This window comes from Falsiroseomonas sp. E2-1-a20, assembly GCF_051433195.1.
GTDB lineage: Bacteria > Pseudomonadota > Alphaproteobacteria > Acetobacterales > Acetobacteraceae > Falsiroseomonas.
The window spans coordinates 55,327-77,732 of sequence record NZ_JBHMFT010000014.1 but is presented as its reverse complement, the minus strand read 5'-3'; the positions used below and the strand labels follow the sequence as shown (position 1 = coordinate 77,732).

The following is a 22,406-nucleotide window of genomic DNA, read 5'->3' as shown; positions in this document are numbered from 1 at the left end:
CGAGCCGGAGGTAGCGCATGAACCTGACGCCGCGTGAGAAGGACAAGTTGCTGGTCGCCATGGCCGCGACCGTGGCGCGCCGCCGCCTGGAGCGTGGCGTCAGGCTGAACCACCCGGAAGCCGTCGCCCTCATCACCGACTATGTGGTCGAAGGGGCCCGCGATGGCCGCAGCGTGGCGGAGTTGATGCGGGATGGCGCGACCGTCGTGACGCGCGCGCAGGTGATGGAGGGCATCGCCGAGATGATCCATGAGATCCAGGTGGAGGCCACCTTCCCGGATGGCACGAAGCTGGTCACCGTGCATGAGCCGATCCGATGATCCCCGGCGAGATCTTCCCCGCCGCGGGTGACATCGAACTCAACGCCGGCCGCCCGGTGACCGAACTTGAGGTCGCCAATACCGGCGACCGCCCGATCCAGGTCGGCAGCCACTACCACTTCGCCGAAACCAACCCGGCGCTGCGCTTCGACCGCGCCGCGGCACATGGCCAGCGCCTGGATATCCCGGCCGGCACGGCGGTGCGCTTCGAGCCCGGCCAGTCGCGCAGCGTGCGCCTGGTGCCCTATGCCGGCGCGCGCATCGTGCACGGGTTCCGCGGCGAGACGGAGGGGAAGCTCTGATGCCCGCGAAGCTTTCGCGCCGCGCCTATGCCGGCATGTATGGCCCGACCACCGGCGACCGGATGCGCCTTGCCGATACCGACCTCATCATCGAGGTCGAGCGAGACCTGACGATCCATGGCGAGGAGGTGAAGTTCGGCGGCGGCAAGGTGATCCGCGACGGCATGGGCCAGTCCCAGGTCACACGGAAAAATGGGGCGGTCGATACCGTCATCACCAACGCGCTGATCCTCGACCACAGCGGAATCTACAAGGCCGACGTTGGCATCAAGGACGGCTTGGTCCATGCCATCGGCAAGGCCGGCAACCCCGACACCCAACCCGGCGTCACGATCATCATCGGCCCCGGTACCGAGGTTCTGGCCGGCGAGGGCCGCATCCTGACGGCGGGCGGCATCGACCCGCATATCCACTTCATCTGCCCGCAGCAGATCGAGGAGGCGCTGGTCTCCGGCATCACCACCATGTTCGGCGGTGGCACCGGCCCGGCGCATGGCACGCTGGCCACCACCGCCACGCCCGGCCCCTGGCACCTCGCGCGGATGCTGCAGGCGGCGGAGGCGTTTCCGATGAATCTCGGCTTCCTCGGCAAGGGCAATGCGGCGCTGCCGGAGGCCCTGGAGGAACAGATCCGCGCCGGCGCCTGCGGCCTGAAGCTGCATGAGGATTGGGGCACCACGCCCAAGGCCATCGATACCTGCCTCCGCGTCGCGGATGCCTTCGACATCCAGGTCGCGATCCATTCGGACACGCTCAACGAAAGCGGCTTCGTCGAGGACACCATCCGCGCCATCGGCGGCCGCAGCATCCAGGCCTTCCACACCGAAGGCGCCGGCGGCGGCCATGCGCCGGACATCCTGAAGGTGATCGGCGAGCCGAATTTCCTTCCGTCCTCGACCAACCCGACGATGCCCTACACGCGCAACACGGTGGATGAGCACCTAGATATGCTCATGGTCTGCCACCACCTCGATCCACGCATCCCGGAAGACGTCGCCTTCGCCGAATCGCGCATCAGGAAGGAGACGATCGCGGCCGAGGATATCCTGCACGACCTCGGCGCCATCAGCATGATGTCCTCCGACAGCCAGGCGATGGGGCGGGTGGGGGAGGTCATCATCCGGACCTGGCAGGCGGCGCACAAGATGAAGCAGCAGCGCGGAAGGCTGCCGGGCGAGACGGGCGACAACGACAACCTCCGCGTCCGCCGCTACATCGCGAAATACACCATCAACCCGGCCATCGCGCAGGGCATCGCCACCCATGTCGGCAGCATCGCCGTGGGCAAGCTGGCGGATCTGGTGCTGTGGTCGCCGGCCTTCTTCGGCGTGAAGCCAGACTACGTGCTGAAATGCGGCACCATCGCCATGGCGCCGATGGGCGATCCCAACGCCTCCATCCCGACGCCGCAGCCAATCCACTACCGCCCGATGTTCGGCGCCTACGGCCGCGCCAACACGCTGTCCTCCGTCACCTTCGTCTCGCAGGCGGCACTCGAGGCCGGCATCGGGCAGAGCCTTGGCCTGTCGCGCCCCTTGCTGGCGGTCTCCGGCACGCGCAACCTGTCGAAGCGCGACATGGTACTGAACGACGCCTTACCGAAGATCGAGGTGGATGCGGAGACCTATGAAGTGCGTGCCGACGGAGAATTGCTCATCTGCGAACCCGCCATGGAACTTCCCATGGCGCAGCGCTACTTCCTGTTCTGAGAGCCACACATGCCCAACACCACGCCGCCCCGCGCCATTGCCGTCCATGCCGCCGGCACCTGGCCGCAGCAGGAGATGCGGGACACCGTCACGGTCGATTTCGACGACCGCTTCCGCCGCCGCAAGATGTACCTGACGGAAGGCGGCGGGTCCTTCCTGCTCGACCTGCCGGAAGCGCAGGTGATGCGGGACGGCGATGGCCTGGAACTCGAACATGGCGGCTTCATCCGGCTGCGTGCGGCGGCGGAGGATCTGGTCGCCGTCACCGCGCCCAGCCCGGCCCTGCTGCTGCGCCTCGCCTGGCACCTCGGCAACCGCCACCTGCCGACGGAACTCGCCAGCGATCGCATCCTGATCCGGCACGACCACGTCATCATCCGGATGCTGGAGGGCCTTGGCGCGACGCTGGAGAAGGTCCGCGCGCCCTTCAACCCGGAAGGCGGCGCCTATGGCGAACACAACCGCCTGCCGGACCATCCGCATGGCCACCAGCACCACGGTGACGATGACCACCATCACCACTGATTTCGCCGCATTGGCGCGGCTGCTGGCCTGGCTGTCGCCCGCCTACCCCACCGGCGCCTTCAGCTACAGCCATGGGCTGGAGATGGCGGTGGAGGAGGGCGCGGTGACGGACCGCGCCAGCCTCGTCGCCTATGCCGAGGCCGCGCTGTCGCATGGTGCCGGCGCCGTCGATGGCGCATTGCTTGCGCTGTCCTGGCGCGCTGCCGAGGCCAGCGACGAGGCCGCGCTGGATGACCTCGCGGACCTTGCCGCCGCCATGCGCGGCACCGCCGAACTGGCGCTGGAGGCGACGCAGCCGGGCCACGCCTTCGCGCTCGCCACCAACGCCGCCTGGCCGCATCCGGCTTTCGCCGCGTTCACCGCGCGGCATCCCGGCCGCCTGACCCATGCCGTCGCCTTCGGGGTCGCGGCCGGCTGCCACGGGATCCCGCTGCGCGACGCCTGCTTCGCCTGGCTCGCCGCCTTCGCCGCCAACCTGGTCTCCGCCGGGGTCCGCCTTGTGCCGCTCGGGCAGACGGATGGGCAGGTCGCGACCGCGGCGCTGCTGCCCGCCCTCGTCGCCGCGACGGACGCCGCCCTGGCGGTGCGTGACGCGGAGGATATCGGCAGCGCCACGCCGGTCATCGACCTGTTCTCGCTGCGCCACGAGACGCAATACACAAGGCTTTTTCGGTCATGAACCCTTCAGAAGGCCGGCCGATCCAGGCCTCCGCGCGTGATGCGCTCTCCAGCCATCGGACAGCGAACGGCCCCTTCCGCATCGGCATCGGCGGCCCCGTCGGCTCCGGCAAGACGGCGCTGGTCGACCGCCTCTGCAAGGCGATGCGCGACAGCCACGACGTGGCCGCCATCACCAACGACATCTACACGAAGGAGGATGCGGAGTTCCTGACCCGCAGCGGCGCCCTTTCCGCCGACCGCATCATGGGCGTCGAGACCGGCGGCTGCCCGCATACCGCGATCCGGGAGGATGCCTCGATCAACCTTGCCGCCGTGGCGGAAATGTCCGGCCGGTTTCCGTCGCTGGAAATCCTGTTCATCGAATCGGGCGGCGACAACCTGGCCGCCACCTTCAGCCCGGAATTGGCCGACCTGACGATCTACGTCATCGACGTCTCGGCCGGGGACAAGATCCCGCGCAAGGGCGGGCCGGGCATCACGCGGTCCGACCTGCTTGTCATCAACAAGACCGATCTGGCACCACTGGTCGGCGCCGACCTTTCCGTCATGGACCGCGATGCCCGCAGGATGCGTGGCGCGCGGCCTTTCCTGTTCACGAACCTCAAGGAGAACCAGGGCGTGTCGGATATCGCAGCCTTCATTCTCAAATCCGGCGGCATCGCCTGATGCGCCGCGTCCTGACCCTCGCGGCGCTGCTGACGGCACCCGTCCCCGCGCTGGCCCACACCGGCGCGGACCACCTGCATGGCTTCGCGGCGGGTTTCCTGCATCCGGTCGGTGGGCTCGACCATGTGCTGGCGATGGTCGCGGTCGGCCTCTGGGCCGGGCTGATCGGTGGGCGCGCCGCCTGGGCGCTGCCGGCCGGCTTCCTGGGTGCCATGGCGGTCGGATTCGGTGTTGCCGCCGGCGGCCTTGGCCTTCCGATGGTGGAGGCCGGCATCCTCGCCTCCGTCATCGTGCTCGGCGCGCTGGTTGCCGCTTCCGCGCGGCTGTCGCTGGCGGTCGCGGTGCCGCTGGTCGCGCTGTTCGGGCTGTTGCACGGCCATGCGCATGGAACCGAACTGGCCGGGCAGGGGGCGGTCGGCTACGCGGCTGGCTTCCTGGCCGCCACCGCCGCCCTGCATGGGCTCGGCATCCTGGCCGCATGGCAGGTCACCAACCGGCTCGTCCTGCGCGTGGCCGGAGGCGCTACGGCGGCGCTGATGCTGGTCGTCGCCGGCCTCGGGTGAGCGGGTTTCGCCGCGCGGTCCTGGTGCCGGAACTGCTGGTCGCCGAACTGGCCGCCAGCCTGCGGTTCTGGTGCGGTCTCTGCGGCTTCCGCGTGGCCTATGACCGGCCGGAGGACCGCTTCGCCTATCTCGACCGCGAGGGCGCGCAGGTGATGCTGGAGGAGGCGGCTGGCCCGGGCCGCCGCTGGGTCACCGGCACGCTGGACCAGCCCTTCGGGCGCGGCATGAACCTGCAGATCGAGGTCACCGACACTGGCACGATCCTCACGGCGCTGCGCGGCGCGGACTGGCCGCTCTACCTGGAGCCGGAGGAGAAGTGGTACCGCGTGGCGGACGGTGCAGCCGGGGTGCGGCAATTCCTGGTGCAGGATCCCGATGGCTACCTGCTGCGCTTCTCCCAGCCGCTTCAGGCGGCCTCGCCGGCGGCCCAGCCGCTCGACCAGGCCCATTGGAAGTTGTAGCCGCCAAGCCAGCCCGTGACGTCCACGGCCTCACCGATCACGAACAGACCCGGCACATCCTTGGCCGCCAGCGTCTGCGACGACAGGCCAGCGGTATCGACGCCGCCCAGCGTGACCTCGGCTTTCGCGTAGCCCTCGGTCCCCGCGGGCTCCAGCCGCCAGGCCTTCAGCAGCGCGCCGAGCGCCTTCAGAGGTCCATCGCCGACCTCCCCGATCACCCGAGGCGGCAGGTGCCGGGCGGCCATGTCCTGCGCCAGGCGCCCCGGCAGGAACTCGGACAGCACCGTCTTCGGCTCCGCCCTGGGGCGCGCGCGCTTGCCGGCCAGCAGCAGCGCGGTGGCGTCACGCTCCGGCAGCAGGTCCAGCGTCAGCGCCTCCCCGCCGCGCCAATAGGAGGAGGCCTGGAGAATGGCGGGGCCGGACAGGCCGCGATGCGTGAACAGCAGCGCCTCCCGGAACGCCGTGCGGCCGACCTTCGCGACGCTGTCCAGCGCCACGCCGGACAGCGGCTGCATCAGTTCCAGCATCGGTCCCGCGAAGGTCAGCGGCACCAGGCCGGGCGCCGGCTCCACCAGCTTCAATCCGAAGCGCCGCGCCACGTCGTGCGCGAAGCCCGTTGCGCCCATCTTGGGGATGGACAGGCCCCCGGTGGCGAGCACGAGCGAATCGGCAGTGAAGCGGCCGCGATCCGTCGCCACGCTGAAGCGGTCGGCCCGCGACACCTCCGTCACCCGGTGCGCCAGCCGCAGGTCGACCCCTGCCGCCGTGCATTCCGCCAGCAGCATGGCAACGATCGCCCTTGCCGAGCCGTCGCAGAACAATTGCCCGAGCGTCTTCTCATGGAAGGCGATGCCGTGCTTCCGCACCAGCGCCACGAAATCCTGCTGCGTGTAGCGCGCAAGGGCGGAGCGGGCGAAGTGGGGATTGCCCGACAGGAACCGCTCCGGCACGCAGCCGGTGTTGGTGAAATTGCAGCGCCCGCCGCCGCTGATCAGGATCTTCTTCCCGGCTGCCTCGGCATGGTCCAGCAGCAGCACCCGCCGCCCCCGCTGCCCGGCCCGCATGGCGCAGAACAGCCCGGCCGCCCCGGCGCCGAGCACCACCACGTCGAAATGCGTCATCAGGCGGCTTCGGCCAGCCCGGCCATGTCGCGCCCCACCGCCTCCGCCACGCGGATGCCGTCGACGCCGGCGGAGAAGATGCCGCCGGCATAGCCTGCGCCTTCTCCCGCCGGGTACAGGCCGAGCGTGTTCACGCTGCGCAGCGCCGCGTCCCGCTTGATGCGGATGGGGGAGGAGGTGCGCGTTTCCACCCCCGTCATCACGGCCTCGGCCATGTCGAAGCCTGGGATCTGGCGGCCGAAGGCGGGCAGCGCTTCCCATATCGCGCTTACGGCGAAGTCGGGCAGGCAGGCGGCGAGGTCGGTCGGCGTTACGCCGGGCTTGTAGCTGGGCACCACGGCGCCGAGCGACGTGGAAGCCCGCCCCGCCAGGAAGTCGCCAACCAACTGCGCTGGCGCGCGGTAGTCGCCGCCCCCGGCCACGAAGGCACGCTCCTCCCAATGCCGTTGGAACGCGATTCCGGCCAACGGGTCACCGGGGTAATCCACCTCCGGGGTGATGCCGACGACGATGCCGGCATTGGCGTTGCGCTCGGCCCGCGAGTACTGGCTCATTCCGTTGGTCACCAGGCGCCCGGGTTCGCTCGCCGCGGCAACCACGGTGCCGCCGGGACACATGCAGAAGGAATAGACGCTGCGGCCATTCCTGCAGTGGTGCACCAGCTTGTAGTCGGCGGCGCCCAGGATGGTGTTGCCGGCGAAGGCGCCGAAGCGCGCGCGGTCGATGATCGACTGCGGATGCTCGATCCGCACGCCGATCGAGAAGGGCTTCGCCTCCACGAACACGCCGGCCGCGTGCAGGCTCGCAAAAGTGTCGCGGGCGGAGTGGCCGATGGCGAGCACCACGTGGCCCGTCTCGATCACCTCGCCCGCTTCCGTCACCACGCCGCGCATCCGGCGCTGGCCGTCACGCCCGGTCTCCACGAGGAAATCCACCACCTTGGTGCCGAAGCGGTATTCGCCGCCCAGCGCCTCGATCTTCGCGCGCAGGCTTTCCACCATCGTCACAAGGCGAAACGTGCCGATATGTGGCTTGGCGACGAACAGGATCTCCTCCGGCGCGCCCGCCTCGACGAATTCAGTCAGCACTTTGCGGCCAAGATGCTGCGGGTCCTTGATCCCGGACCACAGCTTTCCGTCGGAGAATGTGCCGGCCCCGCCCTCGCCGAACTGCACGTTGCTCTCGGGCACAAGCTGGTTGCGGCGCCAGAGGCCCCAGGTGTCCTTGGTGCGCTCCCGCACCACCTTGCCGCGGTCCAGGATGATCGGCCGGAAGCCCATCTCCGCCAGGATCAGCGCGGCGAAGATGCCGCAGGGGCCGGTGCCAATGACGACGGGGCGGGCCGGCAGCCGGGCAGGCGCCTGCGCCACCGGCCGGTAGCTGGTGTCCGGCGTCCGGCCGAGCGTGCGGGACAGCACCTTGTCGCCCGCCGCCCGCCGCAGCAGCCCTTGCTCGTCATCGACCGCGAAATCCACCGAATAGACCAGCAGGATCGCCGACCGGCGGCGCGCATCCCAGGCGCGGCGGGCGATGGAGAGGTCGCGCACCTCCGCTGGCCGCAGGCCCAGCGCCGCGCACAGCGCCTGCAGCACCGCCCCCTCGGGATGGTCCAGCGGCAGTTTCAGTTCGGTCAGGCGCAGCATTCAGACCCTCAGTATACCACCACCGACCGGATCGACTCGCCGCGCTCCATCAGCTCGAAGCCGTGGTTGATCTGGTCCAGGGGCGTCACATGGGTGATCAGGCTGTCGATGTCGATCTTCCCCTGCATGTACCAGTCGACGATCTTCGGCACGTCGGTCCGGCCGCGGGCGCCACCGAAGGCGGTGCCGCGCCAGGACCGGCCGGTGACCAGTTGGAACGGCCGGGTGCTGATCTCCTGCCCCGCGCCGGCGACGCCGATGATGATGCTCTCGCCCCAGCCGCGATGCGTGCATTCCAGCGCCTGGCGCATGACCTTGACGTTGCCGATGCACTCGAAGCTGAAATCGGCGCCGCCGCCGGTCAGGTCCACGATGGCCTGCACCACCTTGTCGTGGCCGACTTCGTTCGGGTTGATGAAGTCGGTCATGCCGAACTTCCGGGCCATCTCCTCCCGCCCATTGTTCAGGTCGATGCCGATGATCCGGTCGGCGCCGACCATGCGCGCGCCCTGGATCACGTTCAACCCGATGCCGCCCAGCCCGAACACCGCGACATTGGCGCCCGGCCAGACCTTGGCGGTGTTGATCACGGCGCCGATGCCGGTGGTGACGCCGCAGCCGATGTAGCAGATCTTCTCGAAGGGCGCGTCCTCCCGCACCTTCGCCACCGCGATCTCCGGCAGCACCGTGTAGTTGGCGAAGGTGGAACAGCCCATGTAGTGCATCACCGGCGCACCCTCGCAGGAGAAGCGCGAGGATCCGTCCGGCATCACGCCGCGGCCCTGGGTGCCGCGGATCGCGGTGCACAGGTTGCTGCGCTGCGACAGGCAGGTTTTGCACTGCCGGCATTCCGGCGTGTAGAGCGGGATCACGTGGTCGCCCGGCCTCACGCTGGTGACGCCGGCGCCGACCTCGCGGACGATGCCCGCGCCTTCATGGCCCAGGATGGCGGGGAACAGCCCCTCCGGATCGGCACCGGACAGGGTGTAGAGATCGGTGTGGCACAGGCCGGTGGCCTTCACCTCCACCAGAACCTCGCCCGCCCGCGGGCCGCCGATCTCCACTTCCGTCACCGAAAGGGGCTTGCCGGCCGCCCAGGCCACCGCTGCGCGTGTCTTCATGCAACCTGCTCCGTCTGCATCGCCTGCCTGCCTACAGCATCCGCGACGGCAGTTCGAGGCGGCCGCCTCAGCGACGCCACCTCGCGTGTCGCGGCGAATCCCAATTTTCGGGACTTGCGCAACAAGTAATGAAAGGCGACACCTTGGCGTAAGTCCTGGGGTGGTGGCGATGCGATTGGCCGTGCTGGCGCTGTCTGTCCTGCTCGGGTCCGTTGCACCCGTGGTGCTGATGCCCGCCTGGGCCCAGACCGGCAACCCGACCAACGACCAGCTTCTCGCGCGGGACGGGGCGGGCCAGCGGGATGCCTTCCGCAGCCTGCTTCGCACCAATGGCCTGGCGTGTTCGGAGGTTTCGAACCTTTACGCCGCCGGTCTCGACCGCGGCCGCACCGCCTATTGGGACATTCAGTGCCGCGATGGCGGCCCCTGGCGGATCGCGCTGCCGGCGGAGCGCTGGTCTACGCCGCGTCTCCTGAACTGCGGCCTGGCGAGCGGCCCGGGCGCCGGCGCCTGCTTCACCCCGGTCGGCAGCGCTGCGCCGCCTCGGGCGGTGATGGCCAACCGCCCGGCTGCGATCCCGCAATCCTGCCAGAGGGCCTGCAACAGCCAGCCACGCGCCCTGGTGCAGGCCTGCCAGCAAAGCTGCGCCCAGGGTGGCGTGCTGCCGGCCGCTGCACCTTCTGTCGGCGCGACGGCAGCGGCGCTGCGCGGCCGCTTCGGCTTCATCTATACGGCGGAACCACCCTCCACGGCCTATGGCTTCACCAGCGGGCAGTCGGACCGGCTCGCCGCCAGCATGACGGCCATCCGCGCCTGCGAGGCCGTGGTGGGCCGCAACCAGTGCCGCATTTCGCTCGAATTCCCCAACGCCTGCGGTGCCCTGGTCCAGGCGGTCAGCGACACCCCGGCCCAGCTGCGCCGCACGGCCACCGGCGCTGGGCAGACGCGCGAACAGGCCGAAGCCCAGGCCTTGCAGGTCTGCCGCATTGCGGAACGACCGGGCTCCGGCATCGTCTGCCGCGTCGCCGCCTCCGGCTGCTGAACCAGATGCCGCGCCCCTTGCCCGATCGGAACCCCACCATGCGCCGCTGCTTCCTCGGCTTCCTGATGATGCTGGGCCTTGTCGGCACGGCGCCGGCCCAGACCCTTGACGCGGTCCGGCAGCGCGGCGAGTTGCGCTGTGGCGTGTTTGGCCAGTTGCCCGGATTTTCCGCACCGGACCTGCAGGGCCGGATGCGCGGACTGGATGCGGATTTCTGCCGGGCGGTGGCCGCGGCCGTGCTGGGCGATGCGGAACAGGTGGGCTTCGTGCCCGCTTCGTCCCTCGAAGCCGGGCTGGCGCAGGTCGAGGCCGGCACCGTCGACCTGCTGTCCAGCAACATGACCATCACGGCCATGCGCGACGCCGGCCGCAACCTGACGCCGATCGGGGTTCTTCTCTACGACGGGCAGGCGGTGATGGTGCGGGCCGACGCCAACGTCGCCTCCTTCGCCCAGCTCGACGGCAAACGCATCTGCGTCGCCGCGCCGGAGGTCGATGGCAGCCTCGGCATCCTCCGCAACGCGGCGACGCGGGCCGGCATCACGGTGCAGCCGGTGGTGACCCGCCAGAGCGGTGCATCCCTGCTCGACGGCTTCAAGGACGGGCGCTGCGACGCGGTGACGGCCGATGCCGCCGCCCTCGCCACGCTGCGCGTGACGGACCTGCCGGACCCGGCCGGCGCCGTGCTGCTGCCCGAACGGTTGAGCCGCGAGCCGCTGACCCCCTTCGTGCGCGGCGGCGACGAGCGCTGGCGCCAGATCGTCACCTGGACGCTGCACGCCCTGGTGGCGGCGGAGGAGCTGGAGGTGTCCAGCACCACGCTCGATGCCGCTTTGCGGTCCGACAATGCCGAAATCCGCTTCCTGATCGGCCTCGACCGCGGCCTCGGCGCCCGGCTCGGCCTGAAGGACACCTGGGCAGCGGAGGCGATCCGCCAGGTCGGCAACTACGGCGAGATCTTCGAGCGCAACCTGGGCGAAGGCTCGCCGATCGGCCTGGAGCGCGGCCTGTCCGACCTGTGGCGCCGCGGCGGCCTGATGTACCCCTATCCCTTCCGCTGAGACTGGACGGCGGCGGCCCCGGCGCGGCACAACCGCGCCATGCCCCGCCGGCCCGCCAGCCCTGACCCGCGCCCCGTACGCCCGACCCATGGCGAGGCAATTGCCGCGCGGCTCGCGGAGGATATCGTCGCCGGCCTGATGAAGCCGGGCACCCCGCTCGATGAAATGGCCCTGGCGAAGTCCTTCGGCACCAGCCGGACCCCGGTGCGCGAAGCCTTGCGCCAATTGGCGCCGACCGGTCTGGTGCAGGTCGCCCCCCGCCGGGGTGCCGTGGTGGCCATCCCGGACAGCACGCAGCTTGGCGAGATGTTCCTGGTGATGGCGGAGCTGGAGGCGATGGCCGCCGCCCTGTGCGCATTGGCCATGACGCCTGACCAGCGGCGGAGCCTGGAACGCCAGCACCTGGCCATGGCCGCCATGGTGCGCATGGCCGATGTCGGCGCCTATCGCGCGGCCAATGTGGCCTTCCACCACCTGCTCTATCTTGGCGCACACAACGGCTATCTGCTTGAGATCGCCACCGCGACGCGTCGCAGGCTGGCGCCCTTCCGGGCGGCTCAGTTGGAGGCACCGGACCGGTTGCGGCGATCGCATGAGGAGCATGGTGCGATCCTCCTCGCGATCCAGCGCGGCGACGCAGCCGGAGCGGCCACGCGGCTGCGCGCGCATATCGGAGTGACCGAGCAGACCTGGACCTCGATGGCCGCGGCGCTGCACCAGCCCAGCGCTGCCTGAATCATGGGCATATCTGGCGCAAAAAGTGCGTCGTGCATACACGAGCGACTGCCTGCGTCTTTAAGGGATTGATCTGAAACGGCCTCGGTTGCGGCACGGGTCTTGCTAAACCTAGCGGCATGGTCGCAATCCACACAATGTGATGGCCCCCCTGCTGCCCCCCGGTATTGCCGCGCTCCACGCGGCCTATGCCGAAGGCCTGACGCCCGTGGGCCTGGCCGCACGGCTGGAGGCCCGGCACGTCGCGGTCGCCGATCCCGGCATCTACCTGTATCGCCCCACGCCCGAAGCGTTCTCGGCTGCCGCCGCCGGCCTGGCAGCCTTCGACCCGCACCGCTACCCGCTCTGGGGCGTGCCGGTCGCGGTGAAGGACAATATCGACGTCGCGGGCATGCCGACGACCGCCGCCTGCCCCGCCTATGCCCACTGGCCCACCACCAGCGCGCCGGCGGTGGCGCGACTGCTCGCTGCCGGGGCACTCATCACCGGCAAGACCAACCTGGACCAGTTCGCCACTGGCCTGGTCGGCGTGCGGACCCCGCATCCTGTCCCGCGCAACGCCTGCGCGCCGGACCGCGTGCCGGGCGGGTCCTCCTCCGGCTCCGCCGTCGCGGTGGCGCAGGGGCTGGCGCTGCTGGCGCTGGGCACGGACACCGCGGGATCGGGGCGCGTGCCGGCCGGCCTCAATGGCCTGGTCGGGTTGAAGCCCTCGGTCGGTGCCATTCCTTCCCGCGGCGTGGTGCCGGCCTGCCCGAGCCTCGACTGCATCTCGGTCTTCGCCCGCAACGTCGACGACGCCTGGACCGGCCATGCGGTGATGGCCGGGGAGGACGTGCTCGACCCTTGGTCCCGTCCCATCGAACTGGACAATCCCGGCGCGCCGATGGCCCGGCTCGGCATCCCGCGCGCCGCCGACCTGCACCTGGACGATGCCGATCAGCGCGCCGCCTGGGACGCCGCCATCGCGCGCGCCGGGCAGGTCGCGACGCTGGACGAAATCGACCTCAGCCCGTTCCTCGAGACCGCGCGCCTGCTGTACGAAGGTGCCTTCGTCGCCGAACGTGACGCCGCCTTCGGCCACCTGGTCCCGCGCGCGGCCATGCACCCGGTGACGCAGCGCATCCTGGCCGGCGCCGCCCGCTTCACCGCAACAGATGCCTTCACCGGCCTGCACCGCCTGGCCGCGCTGCGGCTTGCGACGCGCCCGGCCTGGTCGCGCATGGAGGCGCTGCTGGTGCCCACTGCGCCCAACTTCCCGACATTGGCGGAGCTGGAGGCGGACCCGATCGGCCCCAATGCCCGCCTCGGCACCTACACCAACTTCGTCAACCTGCTCGACCTCGCGGCGCTGGCCATCCCGGCGCCCCGCAGGCCCGATGGCCTGCCCTTCGGCGTCACGCTGATCGGCCCGCGTGGCAGCGACGCGGGCCTGGCCGCCACCGGCAAGCACCTGATGAAGGCCTTCGCATGATCGAGATCTGCGTCGTCGGCGCGCATCTGTCCGGCATGGTGCTGAACCCGGAATTGCTGCGAGAGGGCGCCGTTTACCGGCGCGCCGCGCATACCGTGCCGCTGTATCGCCTGTTCGCCCTCGCCGGTGGCCCACCGCGCCGTCCCGGCCTGCTGCGCGTGCCGGCTGGCCACGCCATCGCGACCGAGGTCTGGGCGCTGCCCGCAGATGGCTTCGGCCGCTTCGTCGCCGGCATTCCGGCCCCGCTCTGCATCGGCACGCTGCGCCTGGCCGATGGCACCACGCCGAAGGGCTTCCTCGTGGAGCCCGAGGGCCTGCACGGCGCCGAGGACATTTCCGACTTCGGAGGCTGGCGCGCCTTCATCGCCAGCCTCGTCACCGCATAGGGAGACCCGATCATGCTGAACCGCCGCCAGATCCTGACCGCCGCCGCCGCGACTATCACCGCCCCCTTGGCGGCACCCCACATCGCCAACGCGCAGGCCGCGCGCACGGTGAAGATGGGCTCGCTGCGCCTGATCCATTCGATGACGCCGCATTTCTACCAGCGCTTCGCGCCGGCGGGCCTGACCATCGAGATCATCACCTTCGACAGCCCGACCGATGGCAAGAACGCCGTCGTCACCGGCTCCGTCGCCTGCGGCGGCTTCGGAATCGCCGCCGCGACACTCGGTGCGGCAGCCGGCGAGCCTGTCGTCGTCGTCGGTGCCTTCTGCAACAAGGGCATGGGCGTGATCTCCAAGGCCGGTGGCCCGCTGCGCAGCATCGCGGACCTGCGTGGCAAGCGCATCGGCATCTGGCCCGGCTCGACGCAGGAAGTCTTCATCCTGGAGCGTCTGCGCGAGACCGGCATGTCCGTCCGCGACATCACCCCGGTGCGCGTGCCCTTTGGCGAGATGCACGCCATGCTGTCGCGCGGCGACATCGACGCCTATGTGGGCGCGGAGCCCGGCCCGGGCCTGTCCATCTCCTCCGGCGTCGGCCAGCTTGTCGAATACCCCTACGGCACCGCCATGGGCGGGCTGAACATGATCTTCGGCACCAGCGAGGATCTCATCAAATCCGACCCGGCGCTGGTGCGCACCATGCTCGGCATCCACCGCCGCGCCAGCGAGCACATGAAGGCGAACCCCGCCGAGGTGGCGGAGGCCACCGTCCGCATCCTGGGCGCGCCGCGCGCCGCCGTGGAACAGGCGCTGGGTGCCGGCAATGTCGAATACATCTGGAAGCTGGATGAGACCGTGCTGCGGCAGTCGCGCACCTATGCGCAGCAGATGCTGGAGCTGCGCCAGATCCGCCGCCTGCCCAACTTCGACACCTTCCTGAACCCCAGCTTCTCCAACGCCGTCGCCTCCGCGTAACGCCGGGGCAGGGGAGGGCAGCGCCATGTCGGACGTCACCATCGCTCCCCCGGGCGCTCCCCCGGGCGCGGCCCCGGCCGCCGCGCCGGCATTCTCGGCGCCGCGGCTGTGGCGCCGTGCGAAGCCGGTGCTGCTCTCCCTGATCGTGCCCTTGCTGCTGCTGCTGGGCTGGCACCTGGCAGTGGCCAACGGCATGACGCGGCTGATCCCCTCGCCGGCCGACGTCGCCGAATACATGGTGGACTTCGCCATCGGCGGGATCTGGGACGATGCCTTCTCCGCCACCCTGCACATCCACCTGCTGGCCTCCGCCAGCCGGGTCTATGGCGGCTTCCTGCTGGCCGCCGCGGTCGCCATCCCGCTCGGCCTGCTGATCGGGCGCAACGCCTTCGTGCGGCAGTTGCTCGATCCGTTCCTGCAACTGATGCGGCCGATCCCGGTCACCGCCTGGCTGCCGCTGTCGATGATCCTGTTCGGGCTCGGCGCGCGGTCCGCCTTCTTCCTGGTGTTCCTCGGCGCCTTCTACCCGATCCTGCTGAACACCATCTTCGGCGTGAAGAATGTCGAGCCGCGGCTGTTCGAGGCCGCCTCCATGCTCGGCTGCCGCGGCAATGCGCAGTTCTTCCGCGTCGTGCTGCCGGCGGCGCTGCCCTCCATCTTCACCGGACTTCGCCTCGGTCTTGGCCTCGCCTGGTTCGTCATCGTGGTCGGGGAGATGACGGGCGTGCCGCAGGGCCTCGGCGCCGTCATCATGGATGGCCGAACCCTGTCGCGCACCGAACTCGTGATCTGCGGCATGATCGTCATCGGCATCGCCGGCTTCATCTCCGACCGCGTCGTCGTCATGCTGATGAACCGCCTCCTGCGCTGGAGCCCCTCGCATCATGGCTGAGATACCGATCCTCGAGATCAAGGGCGTGGGCAAGACCTACATCCTGAACGACACGCGCATCGAGGCGCTGCGCGACGCGAACCTCTCGGTCCGCAAGGGCGAGTTCGTCTGCCTGATCGGCGCATCCGGCTGCGGCAAATCCACGCTGCTGCGGATCGTCGCGGGGTTCGAGCAGCCGACGGCGGGCGAGGCGCTGATGTGGGGCAAGCCGATCCCCGGCCCGGCACCGGACCGCGGCATGGTGTTCCAGGACTACGGCCTGTTCCCCTGGCTGACCGTCCGGGAAAACATCGGGTTCGGCCCGGCCAGCCGCGGCCGTCCGAAGGCGGAAGTGCGCGACACGGTCGAGCGTTTCATCTCCCTCATCGGCCTGACCCGCTTCGCCGACGCGTATCCGCACCAGCTCTCCGGCGGCATGAAGCAGCGCGTCGCCATCGCCCGCGTGCTTGCCAACGACGCCGAGGTGGTGCTGATGGACGAGCCTTTCGGAGCCCTGGATGCGATGACCCGCGAGCGCCTGCAGGACGAATTGCTCGAACTGTGGCAGCGCACCGGCCTGACGGTGCTGTTCGTAACCCATTCGATCGAGGAGGCGATCTTCCTGTCCGACCGTGTCGTGGTCATGGAACCCGGCCCTGGCCGGATTGCCAGCGCGGAGCATGTGGCGCTGGCGCGGCCGCGCGATGTATCCTCCCCGGAGTTCAACGAGGTGCGCCGCGACCTCGCCGCCCGGCTGCATTCGCACCACGCCAAGAAGGCCGCCTGATGCGCCCCGAGCAACGCCTGCGCTACAGCACGCCCGCCGACCGTCCGCCCAGCGCGTTGCCGAACGGTGCCAGGGTTGCCGTCTGGCCGGTGGTGAACGTGGAGAACTGGCTGATCGACAACCCGATGCCGCGCCAGGTCCTCGTCGCGCCCACCGGCGTGCCGCTGCTGCCGGATGTCGCCAACTGGGGCTGGCATGAATATGGCATGCGGGTCGGCTTCTGGCGCTTCCTGGAGGCCTTCGAGAAGCGGGGCATCCGGCCGACGCTCTCCGTCAACGGCTCCGTCTGCACCGCCTATCCGCGCGTGGCGCAGGCGGCGCATGAGGCGGGCTGGGACTTCATGGGCCACAACCACGTCCAGGTGCCGACCCACAAGGTGCCGGACCAACGCCTGATGATCCGCCAGACCATTGAGGCGATCCAGGACTGCACCGGAGCACCGCCGCTCGGCTGGCTGGCTCCGGGGCTGACCGAGACCCTGGAAACCCCGGACCTGCTGGCCGAGGCCGGGCTGCGCTACTGCGCCGACTGGCTGGTGGACGACCTGCCCTGCCGGCTGTCCACCGCCAGCGGCCCCATCCTCACCATGCCCTACAGCGTCGAGCTGAACGACATCCCCGTGGTGATGATCCAGCACCACGATGAACAGGAACTGCCGCGCCGCGCCCGACTGCACGCCGCGCGCCTGCTGGCGGAAGCCGGCACGACGCCGCGCATCATGTGCATCGCGATCCACCCCTACATCACCGGCGTGCCGCATCGCATCGCCGCGCTGGAGACGCTGCTGGACGACCTGGCGGCCATGCCCGGCATCGCCTTCATGCAGGCGCGAGAGATCCTGGACTGGTACGAGGGCAGCGGCGATCCGACCTGATACCCGCATGAACCTCCTGCTGATCAACGCCAACACGAGTTCCGACATCACCGCCAGGCTGGTCGGCATCGCCCGCGCCATGGCGGCACAGGACGTCACCATAACGGGCGCCACCGGCCGCTTCGGCGCCCGCTACATCGCCAGCCGCGCCAGCTCCGCCATCGCCGCCCATGCGGCCATCGATGCCTATGCCGAGCACGGGGCCGGGGCGGATGCCGTGCTGATCGGCTGCTTCGGCGATCCCGGGCTGGATGCCCTGCGCGAATTGGCCCCGGTGCCGGTGCTCGGCCTGGCCGATTCCTCCGCCGCCGCGGCGCAAGGCCGCCGTTTTGGCGTGGTGACCGGTGGCGCGGCCTGGAAGCCGATGCTGGAGGAGTTCTTTGCAGCCCGTGGCTACGGCACGCAACTCACGGGCGTCCGGACCGTGGCGCCCACGGGCGGCGAGATCGCGCGTGACCCGGACGCGGCGCTCGCGCTGCTCGCGGAGACCTGCCGCGACTGCGTGGAGCAGGACGGGGCGGAGGTGGTGATCCTGGGCGGCGCCGGCCTCGCCGGGCTGGCCGCGCGGCTGGACCTGCCGGTGCCCGTGCTGTGCTCGGTGGAGGAAGGTGTGCGGGCCGCGCTCGCGGCGCTGGGGCAGGGCGGCGCGGGGCTGGTCCCGCATGGGCCGGTCGAAACCATCGGGCTTTCGCCCGCACTGGCGACCCGCCTCGGCTAATCGCGCATGAAGCGTCGCTTCAGCGGGATCGCGAGCAGGGACAGCGCGGCCAACCCGAACAGCGCGCCCAGGATCTGCGGCGTCAGCACCTGGCCGATCTCGAACTGCCCGCCCGCATCCAGCACCCCGCCGAGCCCGGCTCCGGCCAGGCTGAACACGGCGGTGGCCGGGATGATGCCAACCAGGGTGGTCGCGGCAAAGACGCCCGGCCGAACGCCGCAGAAGGCCGGCACCAGGTTCACCAGGAAGAACGGCACCGGCACCAGCCGCAGCACCAGCAGGTAGGGCACCGCATCGCGCCGGATGCCCTCCGCGATGCCCTGCGCCCGCGGCCCCAGCCGGTCCAGCGCATCGGCGCCGAAGATGCGGCGGGCCAGCAGGAAGACCAGGACGGCGCCGATGGTCGCGGCCACCACGGTCAGCGCGGTGCCGGCCAGCGCGCCGAACAGGAAGCCCCCGGTGATGGTCAGCCACACCGCGCCCGGGACCGAGACCGCCACCGCCACCGCATAGACCAGTACGAACAGGCCGCCCGCCAGCAGCCGGTTCTCCGCAACCAGGGTGGTGAGCGTGGCGCGATGCCGGGCAAGCGTCTCCAGCGACAGGATCTCGCCGAGGCCGGCCGCCCGCAGCCCCACCACCAGCCCCACCACCGCCAGTAGGGCCCAAAGGCGCCGGTCCCGCAGCCACCTCATGCCGGGGCGCCCTGGTAGCGCGCCATGAAGCGCCGATCGATGGCGTCCTTCAGCCACCAGACCCAGCGGCCACGGACGGTCAACCCGTTGCGGGTGCCGATCGCCTTTCCGTCCCCCAGTGACAGCAGCCGGAGGTAATCCCCCTGCGGCCGGAAGGGTGAGGGCGCGCGTCCTTCCGCCACCGCGCGAATGTTGTCGGCCAGGACCGGGCCCTGCCGCACCGCGAAGACCCCGGCCTTGGGCAGCCCCTGCCCGAAGGAGGCGACGTCGCCCGCCGCGAAGATGTCAGGGTGCCCGGCGGCCCGCAGGCAGTCATCGACGCGCAGGAACCCGCGCGCGTCGCGCTGCAGACCGGTATTGGCCAACCAGGGCGCGGCGGCGGCTCCTGCCGCCCAGATCACGGCCTCTGCCGGCAGCATCTCGCCTTCCGCGAAATGCACCTGGCCCGCCGAGATGCGTACGGCGTCCTGCCCTTCCCGCAGCGCCACGCCCCGCTGCGCCAGCGCCCGCGCCACCAGCCGCCGCATCCGCGCGGGAAACCCCGGCAGCAGCCCCGACTTTCCCGCCACCAGGGTCACCGCCGCCCGCAGTCGCAGCGCGAGCGCCAGCGCGATCTCGGTTCCGGCCGCGCCGGCGCCGACCACGGCGATGGGCTGGCCAGGACGCGCGCCGGCGATGATGTCCGCCATCCGCGGTAGCAGCGCATCGATGGGCTTCAGCGGCAGCGCGTGTTCGGCCGCGCCGGGAACCCGGCTGGTATCCGGCGTGGCGCCGGTGTCGATCGACAGCAGGTCCCAGGGCAGGTCATCGCCATCCGCCCGCCGCACCCGGCGCGCGACGGGGTCGATTCCCGTGGCCCGATCCACCAGCAACGCCACGCCGCAGCGCGCCGTCAGCGCCGGCAGGTCGATCAGCGCCTGTTCCGGCCGGTACAGCCCCGCCAGCACCCCGGGCAGCATGCCGGAATAGGGCGACATCACCTCCCGCGTCAGCAGCGTCACCCGCCAGCCGGGCAGGGGGGCAGCACCAAGCTGCCGCAGCACCTCGACATGCGCGTGCCCGCCCCCCAGCAACAGCAGATGCCGCATGTGTCCCGCCAATTCCTGTGAAGCGAGGAGGTGGTGCCCGCGCCGCCGGCACCAACGCCGCGACGAGCCGCCCCCTCTTGGAGTCCCTGGCGATAATGCGCCACAAATGCGCATGAGCACCTACACCTTCGATCACATCCACCTCCGCAGCCCCGCCCCCGAGGCGACCGCGGCCTTCTATGTCTCGGCCTTCGGGGCCGAGATCCGGCAGCGGGTCACCCCCGGCGGCCGCCTGCGGGTCATCCTCGACCTGGCCGGCGTCCCGCTGTTCGTGGAGGAGGTGCCGGCGGACACCGCCGCCCCGCCCGCACCGCCCTTCCTCGGCATCGAACATGTCGGCCTCGGCGTCGGCGACCTCGACGCCGCGCTCGCCGACCTCGCCGCCAAGGGAGTGCCCTTGATCTCCGGCCCCACCGAGGCGCGCCCCGGCGTCCGCATCGCCTTCCTGCAGGCGCCGGACGGCGTGCGCGTGGAGCTGATCGAGCGCCGCGGCTGACCACGGATTGGCAGGCCGTCGCCGCCATCCTGGCGGGCGGCATCCTCGCGGCGGCACAGATCGGCAAGGTGCCGGCGGCGATGACGACCATCGGCGCCGAATTCGGCCTCGGCCTGTCGGGTGCCGCGCTGCTGGTTTCGCTGTTCGCCCTGATGGCGGCCCTGGGCGGCCTTGCCATCGGCCTTGGCGCCGCCCGGATCGGCCCGCGGCGGGCGCTGCTGGCGGGACTGGCGCTGGGTTCCGTAGCCGCGCTGGCCAGCGCCGTGGCGCCCACGGCACCCCTGCTGCTGGCCGCCCGCGTGGCGGAAGGCGCGGGCTTCCTGCTGATGACCGTGGCGGCGCCCGGGCTGATGGCCGCGGCCGCCGCGCCCGGCGACCGCGCCTTCGCCATGGGCCTCTGGGGCACCTACATGCCCGCCGGCATCGCGCTCGGCCTGCTCAGCGCGCCGCTGGTCGAGGCCTCCGGGTGGCGCGGCGCCTGGGGGGTGTTGGCGCTGCTGCTCGGCCTCGCCACGCTGGCCTGCTGGCGCCTGGTGCCGCCGGCCGCCGTTTCGGCGGCGCCGCCCAGGATGCCGGTGGCGCGGCAGTTGCGGGCGCTGGCCGAGGCGGGTCGGCCGCTGCGCATCGCCGCAACCTTCGCCGCCTACAATACGATGTATTTCGGCATCGCGGCCTTCCTGCCGGCGCGGCTGGAGTCGCTCGGCGCCGGTACCGGTGCGGCCGGGGCCGCGGCGGCCCTGGCGGCCATCGCCAGTGCCGCGGGAAACCTTGTCGCCGGCCTGTTGATGAGGCGGGGCGTTGCGCCCGCGCGGCTGGTGCTGGTGGGCGCGCTCGGCATGGCGCTGCTGGCGGCCTGCGTCTACCTGGTGCCGCAGCCGGCGGCGGTGCTGGCGCTGGCCGTGCTGGCCTGCGGCATCGGCGGCCTGCTGCCGGCCGCCTGCTTCGCGTTGCTGCCGCGCGCCGTGCCGGACCCGGCGCTGGTGGCGCCCGCGGTCGGGCTGGTGATCCAGGGCAACAACCTGGTGCAGCTTCTGGCGCCGCCACTGATCGGTGCCCTGGCCGCGCAGGCGTGGGCCCTGGCAGCGCTGCCGCTGATCGCCGCCGGCCTGCTCGCCACGCTTGCCGGACGCGGCCTGTCCCGCTGACCCTTGCCGGCGCGTACCACCACGGCCAAGCTACGCGCACGCGACCCGCAACGAGGCCGCAGCCACAGGGACCTCACGCCAGCCAGCCAGATCAAGGGAGCGCCATGATGACCAGCCGCCTCGACCGCCGCCATCTTCTCACCCTCGCAGCCGGCGCGCTGCCGCTGCTTGGCACCGCCGCCGCCGCGCGGCCGCTGGACCAGGTGCTGTCCACCAGGCGCCTGCGCGCCGGCATCAACCCGACCCTGCCGCCGATGGGCTTGTTCAACGAGCGCAACCAGATCGACGGCTTCGACGCCGACATCGCGCGGGAGATCGCGCGGCGCATGAATGTGGAGCTCGAGATCGTGCAGGTCGGCTCGCCCGACCGCATCCCCTTCCTGCAGTCGGACCGCATCGACATCGTGCTGGGCTCCATCACACGCACCGTGGAGCGCGCCCTGGTCATCGACTACACCGTGCCGCTGCACACGCAGTCCATGGTGGTGCTGACCAAGGCGAGCGGCACCGCCGTCCCGATCAACACGCCGGCGGATCTGAACAACCGCGCGGTGCGCCTGGTGCAGGTGCGCGGCACGGTGGGCGTGCCATGGATCGCCGCCAATGCGGCGCAGGCGCAGGTCACGCTGCTGGACAACTACCCCGATTGCTTCCGTGCGCTGGCGCAGGGCCGCGCCGATGCGATGGTGGATGTCGCCGAATCGGTCGTCATCCCGATGCGCAACTTCCCGGTGCAGTGGAAGATCCTGGACGAGGTGCTGGCCAGCTTCTGGGTCGGCATCGGTGTTCAGAAGGGCAACACCACGCTGAAGGACGTGCTGAACGTCATCCTGTTCGAGATGCACCGCTCCGGCTTCGTCAACACGACCTGGCAGAAGTATTTCGGCGTGCCGATGACGACGCCGATCCCGTTCAACCCGATGTTCTGATCGGCCCCGATGGTCGGAGC

26 protein-coding genes are annotated in these 22,406 nt (G+C 70.8%); 21 read left to right on the top strand and 5 right to left on the bottom strand.

Going from position 1 to position 22,406, the window contains the following annotated elements; translation table 11 throughout:
- The first annotated feature begins 17 nt into the window (after positions 1-17).
- The 8 genes from ACFHPP_RS17730 to ACFHPP_RS17695 are packed head-to-tail and all read left to right on the top strand — an operon-like array spanning position 18 to position 5,227.
- Positions 18-320: an urease subunit gamma gene (locus ACFHPP_RS17730; RefSeq protein WP_430669193.1), complete on the top strand. Its 303-nt coding sequence runs from the start codon at positions 18-20 to the stop codon at positions 318-320.
- The gene (locus ACFHPP_RS17725; protein WP_437164569.1) at positions 317-622 is read left to right on the top strand and encodes an urease subunit beta; all 306 of its coding nucleotides are present in this window, start codon (positions 317-319) and stop codon (positions 620-622) included. The genes ACFHPP_RS17730 and ACFHPP_RS17725 overlap by 4 nt, the downstream gene beginning before the upstream one ends.
- Positions 622-2,331, top strand: coding sequence for an urease subunit alpha (ureC, locus tag ACFHPP_RS17720; RefSeq protein ID WP_437164568.1), 1,710 nt, complete (start codon positions 622-624; stop codon positions 2,329-2,331). The genes ACFHPP_RS17725 and ureC overlap by 1 nt, the downstream gene beginning before the upstream one ends.
- A gap of 9 nt (positions 2,332-2,340) precedes the next feature.
- Positions 2,341-2,856 carry an urease accessory protein UreE gene (locus ACFHPP_RS17715; protein ID WP_437164567.1) on the top strand — a complete coding sequence of 172 codons (516 nt, stop codon included), beginning with the start codon at positions 2,341-2,343 and terminating at the stop codon, positions 2,854-2,856.
- Positions 2,813-3,535: an urease accessory protein UreF gene (locus ACFHPP_RS17710; RefSeq protein ID WP_437164566.1), complete on the top strand. Its 723-nt coding sequence runs from the start codon at positions 2,813-2,815 to the stop codon at positions 3,533-3,535. The genes ACFHPP_RS17715 and ACFHPP_RS17710 overlap by 44 nt, the downstream gene beginning before the upstream one ends.
- On the top strand, positions 3,532-4,203 hold the full coding sequence (gene ureG, locus ACFHPP_RS17705; RefSeq protein WP_437164565.1) for an urease accessory protein UreG: 672 nt from the start codon (positions 3,532-3,534) through the stop codon (positions 4,201-4,203). The genes ACFHPP_RS17710 and ureG overlap by 4 nt, the downstream gene beginning before the upstream one ends.
- Positions 4,203-4,766: a HupE/UreJ family protein gene (locus ACFHPP_RS17700; RefSeq protein ID WP_437164564.1), complete on the top strand. Its 564-nt coding sequence runs from the start codon at positions 4,203-4,205 to the stop codon at positions 4,764-4,766. The genes ureG and ACFHPP_RS17700 overlap by 1 nt, the downstream gene beginning before the upstream one ends.
- Entirely contained in the window at positions 4,763-5,227 is a 465-nt protein-coding gene (locus tag ACFHPP_RS17695) for a bleomycin resistance protein (RefSeq protein ID WP_437164563.1), read from the top strand. Before ACFHPP_RS17700 ends, ACFHPP_RS17695 begins: the two co-directional genes overlap by 4 nt.
- Here ACFHPP_RS17695 and ACFHPP_RS17690 read toward each other — a convergent pair.
- The 3 genes from ACFHPP_RS17690 to ACFHPP_RS17680 are packed head-to-tail and all read right to left on the bottom strand — an operon-like array spanning position 5,173 to position 9,112.
- The gene (locus ACFHPP_RS17690; protein ID WP_437164562.1) at positions 5,173-6,348 is read right to left on the bottom strand and encodes an NAD(P)/FAD-dependent oxidoreductase; all 1,176 of its coding nucleotides are present in this window, start codon (positions 6,346-6,348) and stop codon (positions 5,173-5,175) included. The genes ACFHPP_RS17695 and ACFHPP_RS17690 overlap by 55 nt on opposite strands.
- A complete protein-coding gene (locus ACFHPP_RS17685) occupies positions 6,348-7,991 on the bottom strand; it encodes an NAD(P)/FAD-dependent oxidoreductase (protein WP_437164561.1) in 1,644 nt (547 codons plus the stop codon). Before ACFHPP_RS17685 ends, ACFHPP_RS17690 begins: the two co-directional genes overlap by 1 nt.
- Before the next feature lie 8 nt (positions 7,992-7,999).
- A complete protein-coding gene (locus tag ACFHPP_RS17680) occupies positions 8,000-9,112 on the bottom strand; it encodes an S-(hydroxymethyl)glutathione dehydrogenase/class III alcohol dehydrogenase (protein ID WP_437164560.1) in 1,113 nt (370 codons plus the stop codon).
- A 169-nt stretch (positions 9,113-9,281) separates the two neighbouring features.
- Here ACFHPP_RS17680 and ACFHPP_RS17675 point away from each other — a divergent pair, with 169 nt between their 5' ends.
- From ACFHPP_RS17675 to ACFHPP_RS17630, 10 genes are all read left to right on the top strand, one after another.
- The gene (locus tag ACFHPP_RS17675; protein WP_437164559.1) at positions 9,282-10,154 is read left to right on the top strand and encodes a DUF4189 domain-containing protein; all 873 of its coding nucleotides are present in this window, start codon (positions 9,282-9,284) and stop codon (positions 10,152-10,154) included.
- Between the two features lie 38 nt (positions 10,155-10,192).
- On the top strand, positions 10,193-11,215 hold the full coding sequence (locus ACFHPP_RS17670) for a transporter substrate-binding domain-containing protein (RefSeq protein ID WP_437164558.1): 1,023 nt from the start codon (positions 10,193-10,195) through the stop codon (positions 11,213-11,215).
- Positions 11,216-11,254: 39 nt separating this feature from the next.
- Positions 11,255-11,950: a GntR family transcriptional regulator gene (locus ACFHPP_RS17665; RefSeq protein ID WP_437164557.1), complete on the top strand. Its 696-nt coding sequence runs from the start codon at positions 11,255-11,257 to the stop codon at positions 11,948-11,950.
- Between the two features lie 142 nt (positions 11,951-12,092).
- A complete protein-coding gene (gene atzF / locus ACFHPP_RS17660) occupies positions 12,093-13,421 on the top strand; it encodes an allophanate hydrolase (protein WP_437164556.1) in 1,329 nt (442 codons plus the stop codon).
- Positions 13,418-13,807, top strand: a complete 390-nt coding sequence (locus ACFHPP_RS17655) for an allophanate hydrolase-related protein (RefSeq protein WP_437164555.1) — start codon at positions 13,418-13,420, stop codon at positions 13,805-13,807. Before atzF ends, ACFHPP_RS17655 begins: the two co-directional genes overlap by 4 nt.
- Positions 13,808-13,819: 12 nt before the next feature.
- Positions 13,820-14,782: an ABC transporter substrate-binding protein gene (locus tag ACFHPP_RS17650; RefSeq protein ID WP_437164554.1), complete on the top strand. Its 963-nt coding sequence runs from the start codon at positions 13,820-13,822 to the stop codon at positions 14,780-14,782.
- Between the two features lie 25 nt (positions 14,783-14,807).
- Complete coding sequence (locus tag ACFHPP_RS17645; RefSeq protein WP_437164553.1) at positions 14,808-15,674, top strand: ABC transporter permease; 867 nt, start codon at positions 14,808-14,810, stop codon at positions 15,672-15,674.
- A complete protein-coding gene (locus ACFHPP_RS17640; RefSeq protein ID WP_437164552.1) occupies positions 15,667-16,440 on the top strand; it encodes an ABC transporter ATP-binding protein in 774 nt (257 codons plus the stop codon). Before ACFHPP_RS17645 ends, ACFHPP_RS17640 begins: the two co-directional genes overlap by 8 nt.
- Positions 16,440-17,315, top strand: a complete 876-nt coding sequence (locus ACFHPP_RS17635; protein WP_437164551.1) for a polysaccharide deacetylase family protein — start codon at positions 16,440-16,442, stop codon at positions 17,313-17,315. Before ACFHPP_RS17640 ends, ACFHPP_RS17635 begins: the two co-directional genes overlap by 1 nt.
- A 7-nt stretch (positions 17,316-17,322) precedes the next feature.
- Positions 17,323-18,033: an aspartate/glutamate racemase family protein gene (locus ACFHPP_RS17630; protein ID WP_437164550.1), complete on the top strand. Its 711-nt coding sequence runs from the start codon at positions 17,323-17,325 to the stop codon at positions 18,031-18,033.
- Here the strand turns inward: ACFHPP_RS17630 and ACFHPP_RS17625 are convergent.
- The gene (locus tag ACFHPP_RS17625) at positions 18,030-18,728 is read right to left on the bottom strand and encodes a TVP38/TMEM64 family protein (RefSeq protein ID WP_437164549.1); all 699 of its coding nucleotides are present in this window, start codon (positions 18,726-18,728) and stop codon (positions 18,030-18,032) included. The two genes, ACFHPP_RS17630 and ACFHPP_RS17625, sit on opposite strands and share 4 nt — an antisense overlap.
- Positions 18,725-19,816 carry an FAD-dependent oxidoreductase gene (locus ACFHPP_RS17620; protein ID WP_437164548.1) on the bottom strand — a complete coding sequence of 364 codons (1,092 nt, stop codon included), beginning with the start codon at positions 19,814-19,816 and terminating at the stop codon, positions 18,725-18,727. The genes ACFHPP_RS17625 and ACFHPP_RS17620 overlap by 4 nt, the downstream gene beginning before the upstream one ends.
- Positions 19,817-19,928: 112 nt before the next feature.
- On the opposite strand from ACFHPP_RS17620, the gene ACFHPP_RS17615 reads away from it, so the two are divergent.
- From ACFHPP_RS17615 to ACFHPP_RS17605, 3 genes are all read left to right on the top strand, one after another.
- Entirely contained in the window at positions 19,929-20,312 is a 384-nt protein-coding gene (locus ACFHPP_RS17615) for a VOC family protein (RefSeq protein ID WP_430669170.1), read from the top strand.
- Positions 20,309-21,457, top strand: coding sequence for an MFS transporter (locus tag ACFHPP_RS17610; protein WP_437164639.1), 1,149 nt, complete (start codon positions 20,309-20,311; stop codon positions 21,455-21,457). The genes ACFHPP_RS17615 and ACFHPP_RS17610 overlap by 4 nt, the downstream gene beginning before the upstream one ends.
- 104 nt (positions 21,458-21,561) lie before the next feature.
- On the top strand, positions 21,562-22,386 hold the full coding sequence (locus ACFHPP_RS17605) for a transporter substrate-binding domain-containing protein (protein WP_437164547.1): 825 nt from the start codon (positions 21,562-21,564) through the stop codon (positions 22,384-22,386).
- The last annotated feature ends 20 nt before the right edge of the window (positions 22,387-22,406 follow it).

Coding starts and splice junctions, on each gene's coding strand:
- ACFHPP_RS17730 (WP_430669193.1), top strand. CDS start 18: ATGAACCTGACGCCGCGTGAGAAGGACAAGTTGCTGGTCGCCATGGCC.
- ACFHPP_RS17725 (WP_437164569.1), top strand. CDS start 317: ATGATCCCCGGCGAGATCTTCCCCGCCGCGGGTGACATCGAACTCAAC.
- ureC (WP_437164568.1), top strand. CDS start 622: ATGCCCGCGAAGCTTTCGCGCCGCGCCTATGCCGGCATGTATGGCCCG.
- ACFHPP_RS17715 (WP_437164567.1), top strand. CDS start 2,341: ATGCCCAACACCACGCCGCCCCGCGCCATTGCCGTCCATGCCGCCGGC.
- ACFHPP_RS17710 (WP_437164566.1), top strand. CDS start 2,813: ATGGCCACCAGCACCACGGTGACGATGACCACCATCACCACTGATTTC.
- ureG (WP_437164565.1), top strand. CDS start 3,532: ATGAACCCTTCAGAAGGCCGGCCGATCCAGGCCTCCGCGCGTGATGCG.
- ACFHPP_RS17700 (WP_437164564.1), top strand. CDS start 4,203: ATGCGCCGCGTCCTGACCCTCGCGGCGCTGCTGACGGCACCCGTCCCC.
- ACFHPP_RS17690 (WP_437164562.1), bottom strand. CDS start 6,348: ATGACGCATTTCGACGTGGTGGTGCTCGGCGCCGGGGCGGCCGGGCTG.
- ACFHPP_RS17685 (WP_437164561.1), bottom strand. CDS start 7,991: ATGCTGCGCCTGACCGAACTGAAACTGCCGCTGGACCATCCCGAGGGG.
- ACFHPP_RS17680 (WP_437164560.1), bottom strand. CDS start 9,112: ATGAAGACACGCGCAGCGGTGGCCTGGGCGGCCGGCAAGCCCCTTTCG.
- ACFHPP_RS17675 (WP_437164559.1), top strand. CDS start 9,282: ATGCGATTGGCCGTGCTGGCGCTGTCTGTCCTGCTCGGGTCCGTTGCA.
- ACFHPP_RS17670 (WP_437164558.1), top strand. CDS start 10,193: ATGCGCCGCTGCTTCCTCGGCTTCCTGATGATGCTGGGCCTTGTCGGC.
- ACFHPP_RS17665 (WP_437164557.1), top strand. CDS start 11,255: ATGCCCCGCCGGCCCGCCAGCCCTGACCCGCGCCCCGTACGCCCGACC.
- atzF (WP_437164556.1), top strand. CDS start 12,093: ATGGCCCCCCTGCTGCCCCCCGGTATTGCCGCGCTCCACGCGGCCTAT.
- ACFHPP_RS17655 (WP_437164555.1), top strand. CDS start 13,418: ATGATCGAGATCTGCGTCGTCGGCGCGCATCTGTCCGGCATGGTGCTG.
- ACFHPP_RS17650 (WP_437164554.1), top strand. CDS start 13,820: ATGCTGAACCGCCGCCAGATCCTGACCGCCGCCGCCGCGACTATCACC.
- ACFHPP_RS17645 (WP_437164553.1), top strand. CDS start 14,808: ATGTCGGACGTCACCATCGCTCCCCCGGGCGCTCCCCCGGGCGCGGCC.
- ACFHPP_RS17640 (WP_437164552.1), top strand. CDS start 15,667: ATGGCTGAGATACCGATCCTCGAGATCAAGGGCGTGGGCAAGACCTAC.
- ACFHPP_RS17635 (WP_437164551.1), top strand. CDS start 16,440: ATGCGCCCCGAGCAACGCCTGCGCTACAGCACGCCCGCCGACCGTCCG.
- ACFHPP_RS17630 (WP_437164550.1), top strand. CDS start 17,323: ATGAACCTCCTGCTGATCAACGCCAACACGAGTTCCGACATCACCGCC.
- ACFHPP_RS17625 (WP_437164549.1), bottom strand. CDS start 18,728: ATGAGGTGGCTGCGGGACCGGCGCCTTTGGGCCCTACTGGCGGTGGTG.
- ACFHPP_RS17620 (WP_437164548.1), bottom strand. CDS start 19,816: ATGCGGCATCTGCTGTTGCTGGGGGGCGGGCACGCGCATGTCGAGGTG.
- ACFHPP_RS17615 (WP_430669170.1), top strand. CDS start 19,929: ATGAGCACCTACACCTTCGATCACATCCACCTCCGCAGCCCCGCCCCC.
- ACFHPP_RS17605 (WP_437164547.1), top strand. CDS start 21,562: ATGATGACCAGCCGCCTCGACCGCCGCCATCTTCTCACCCTCGCAGCC.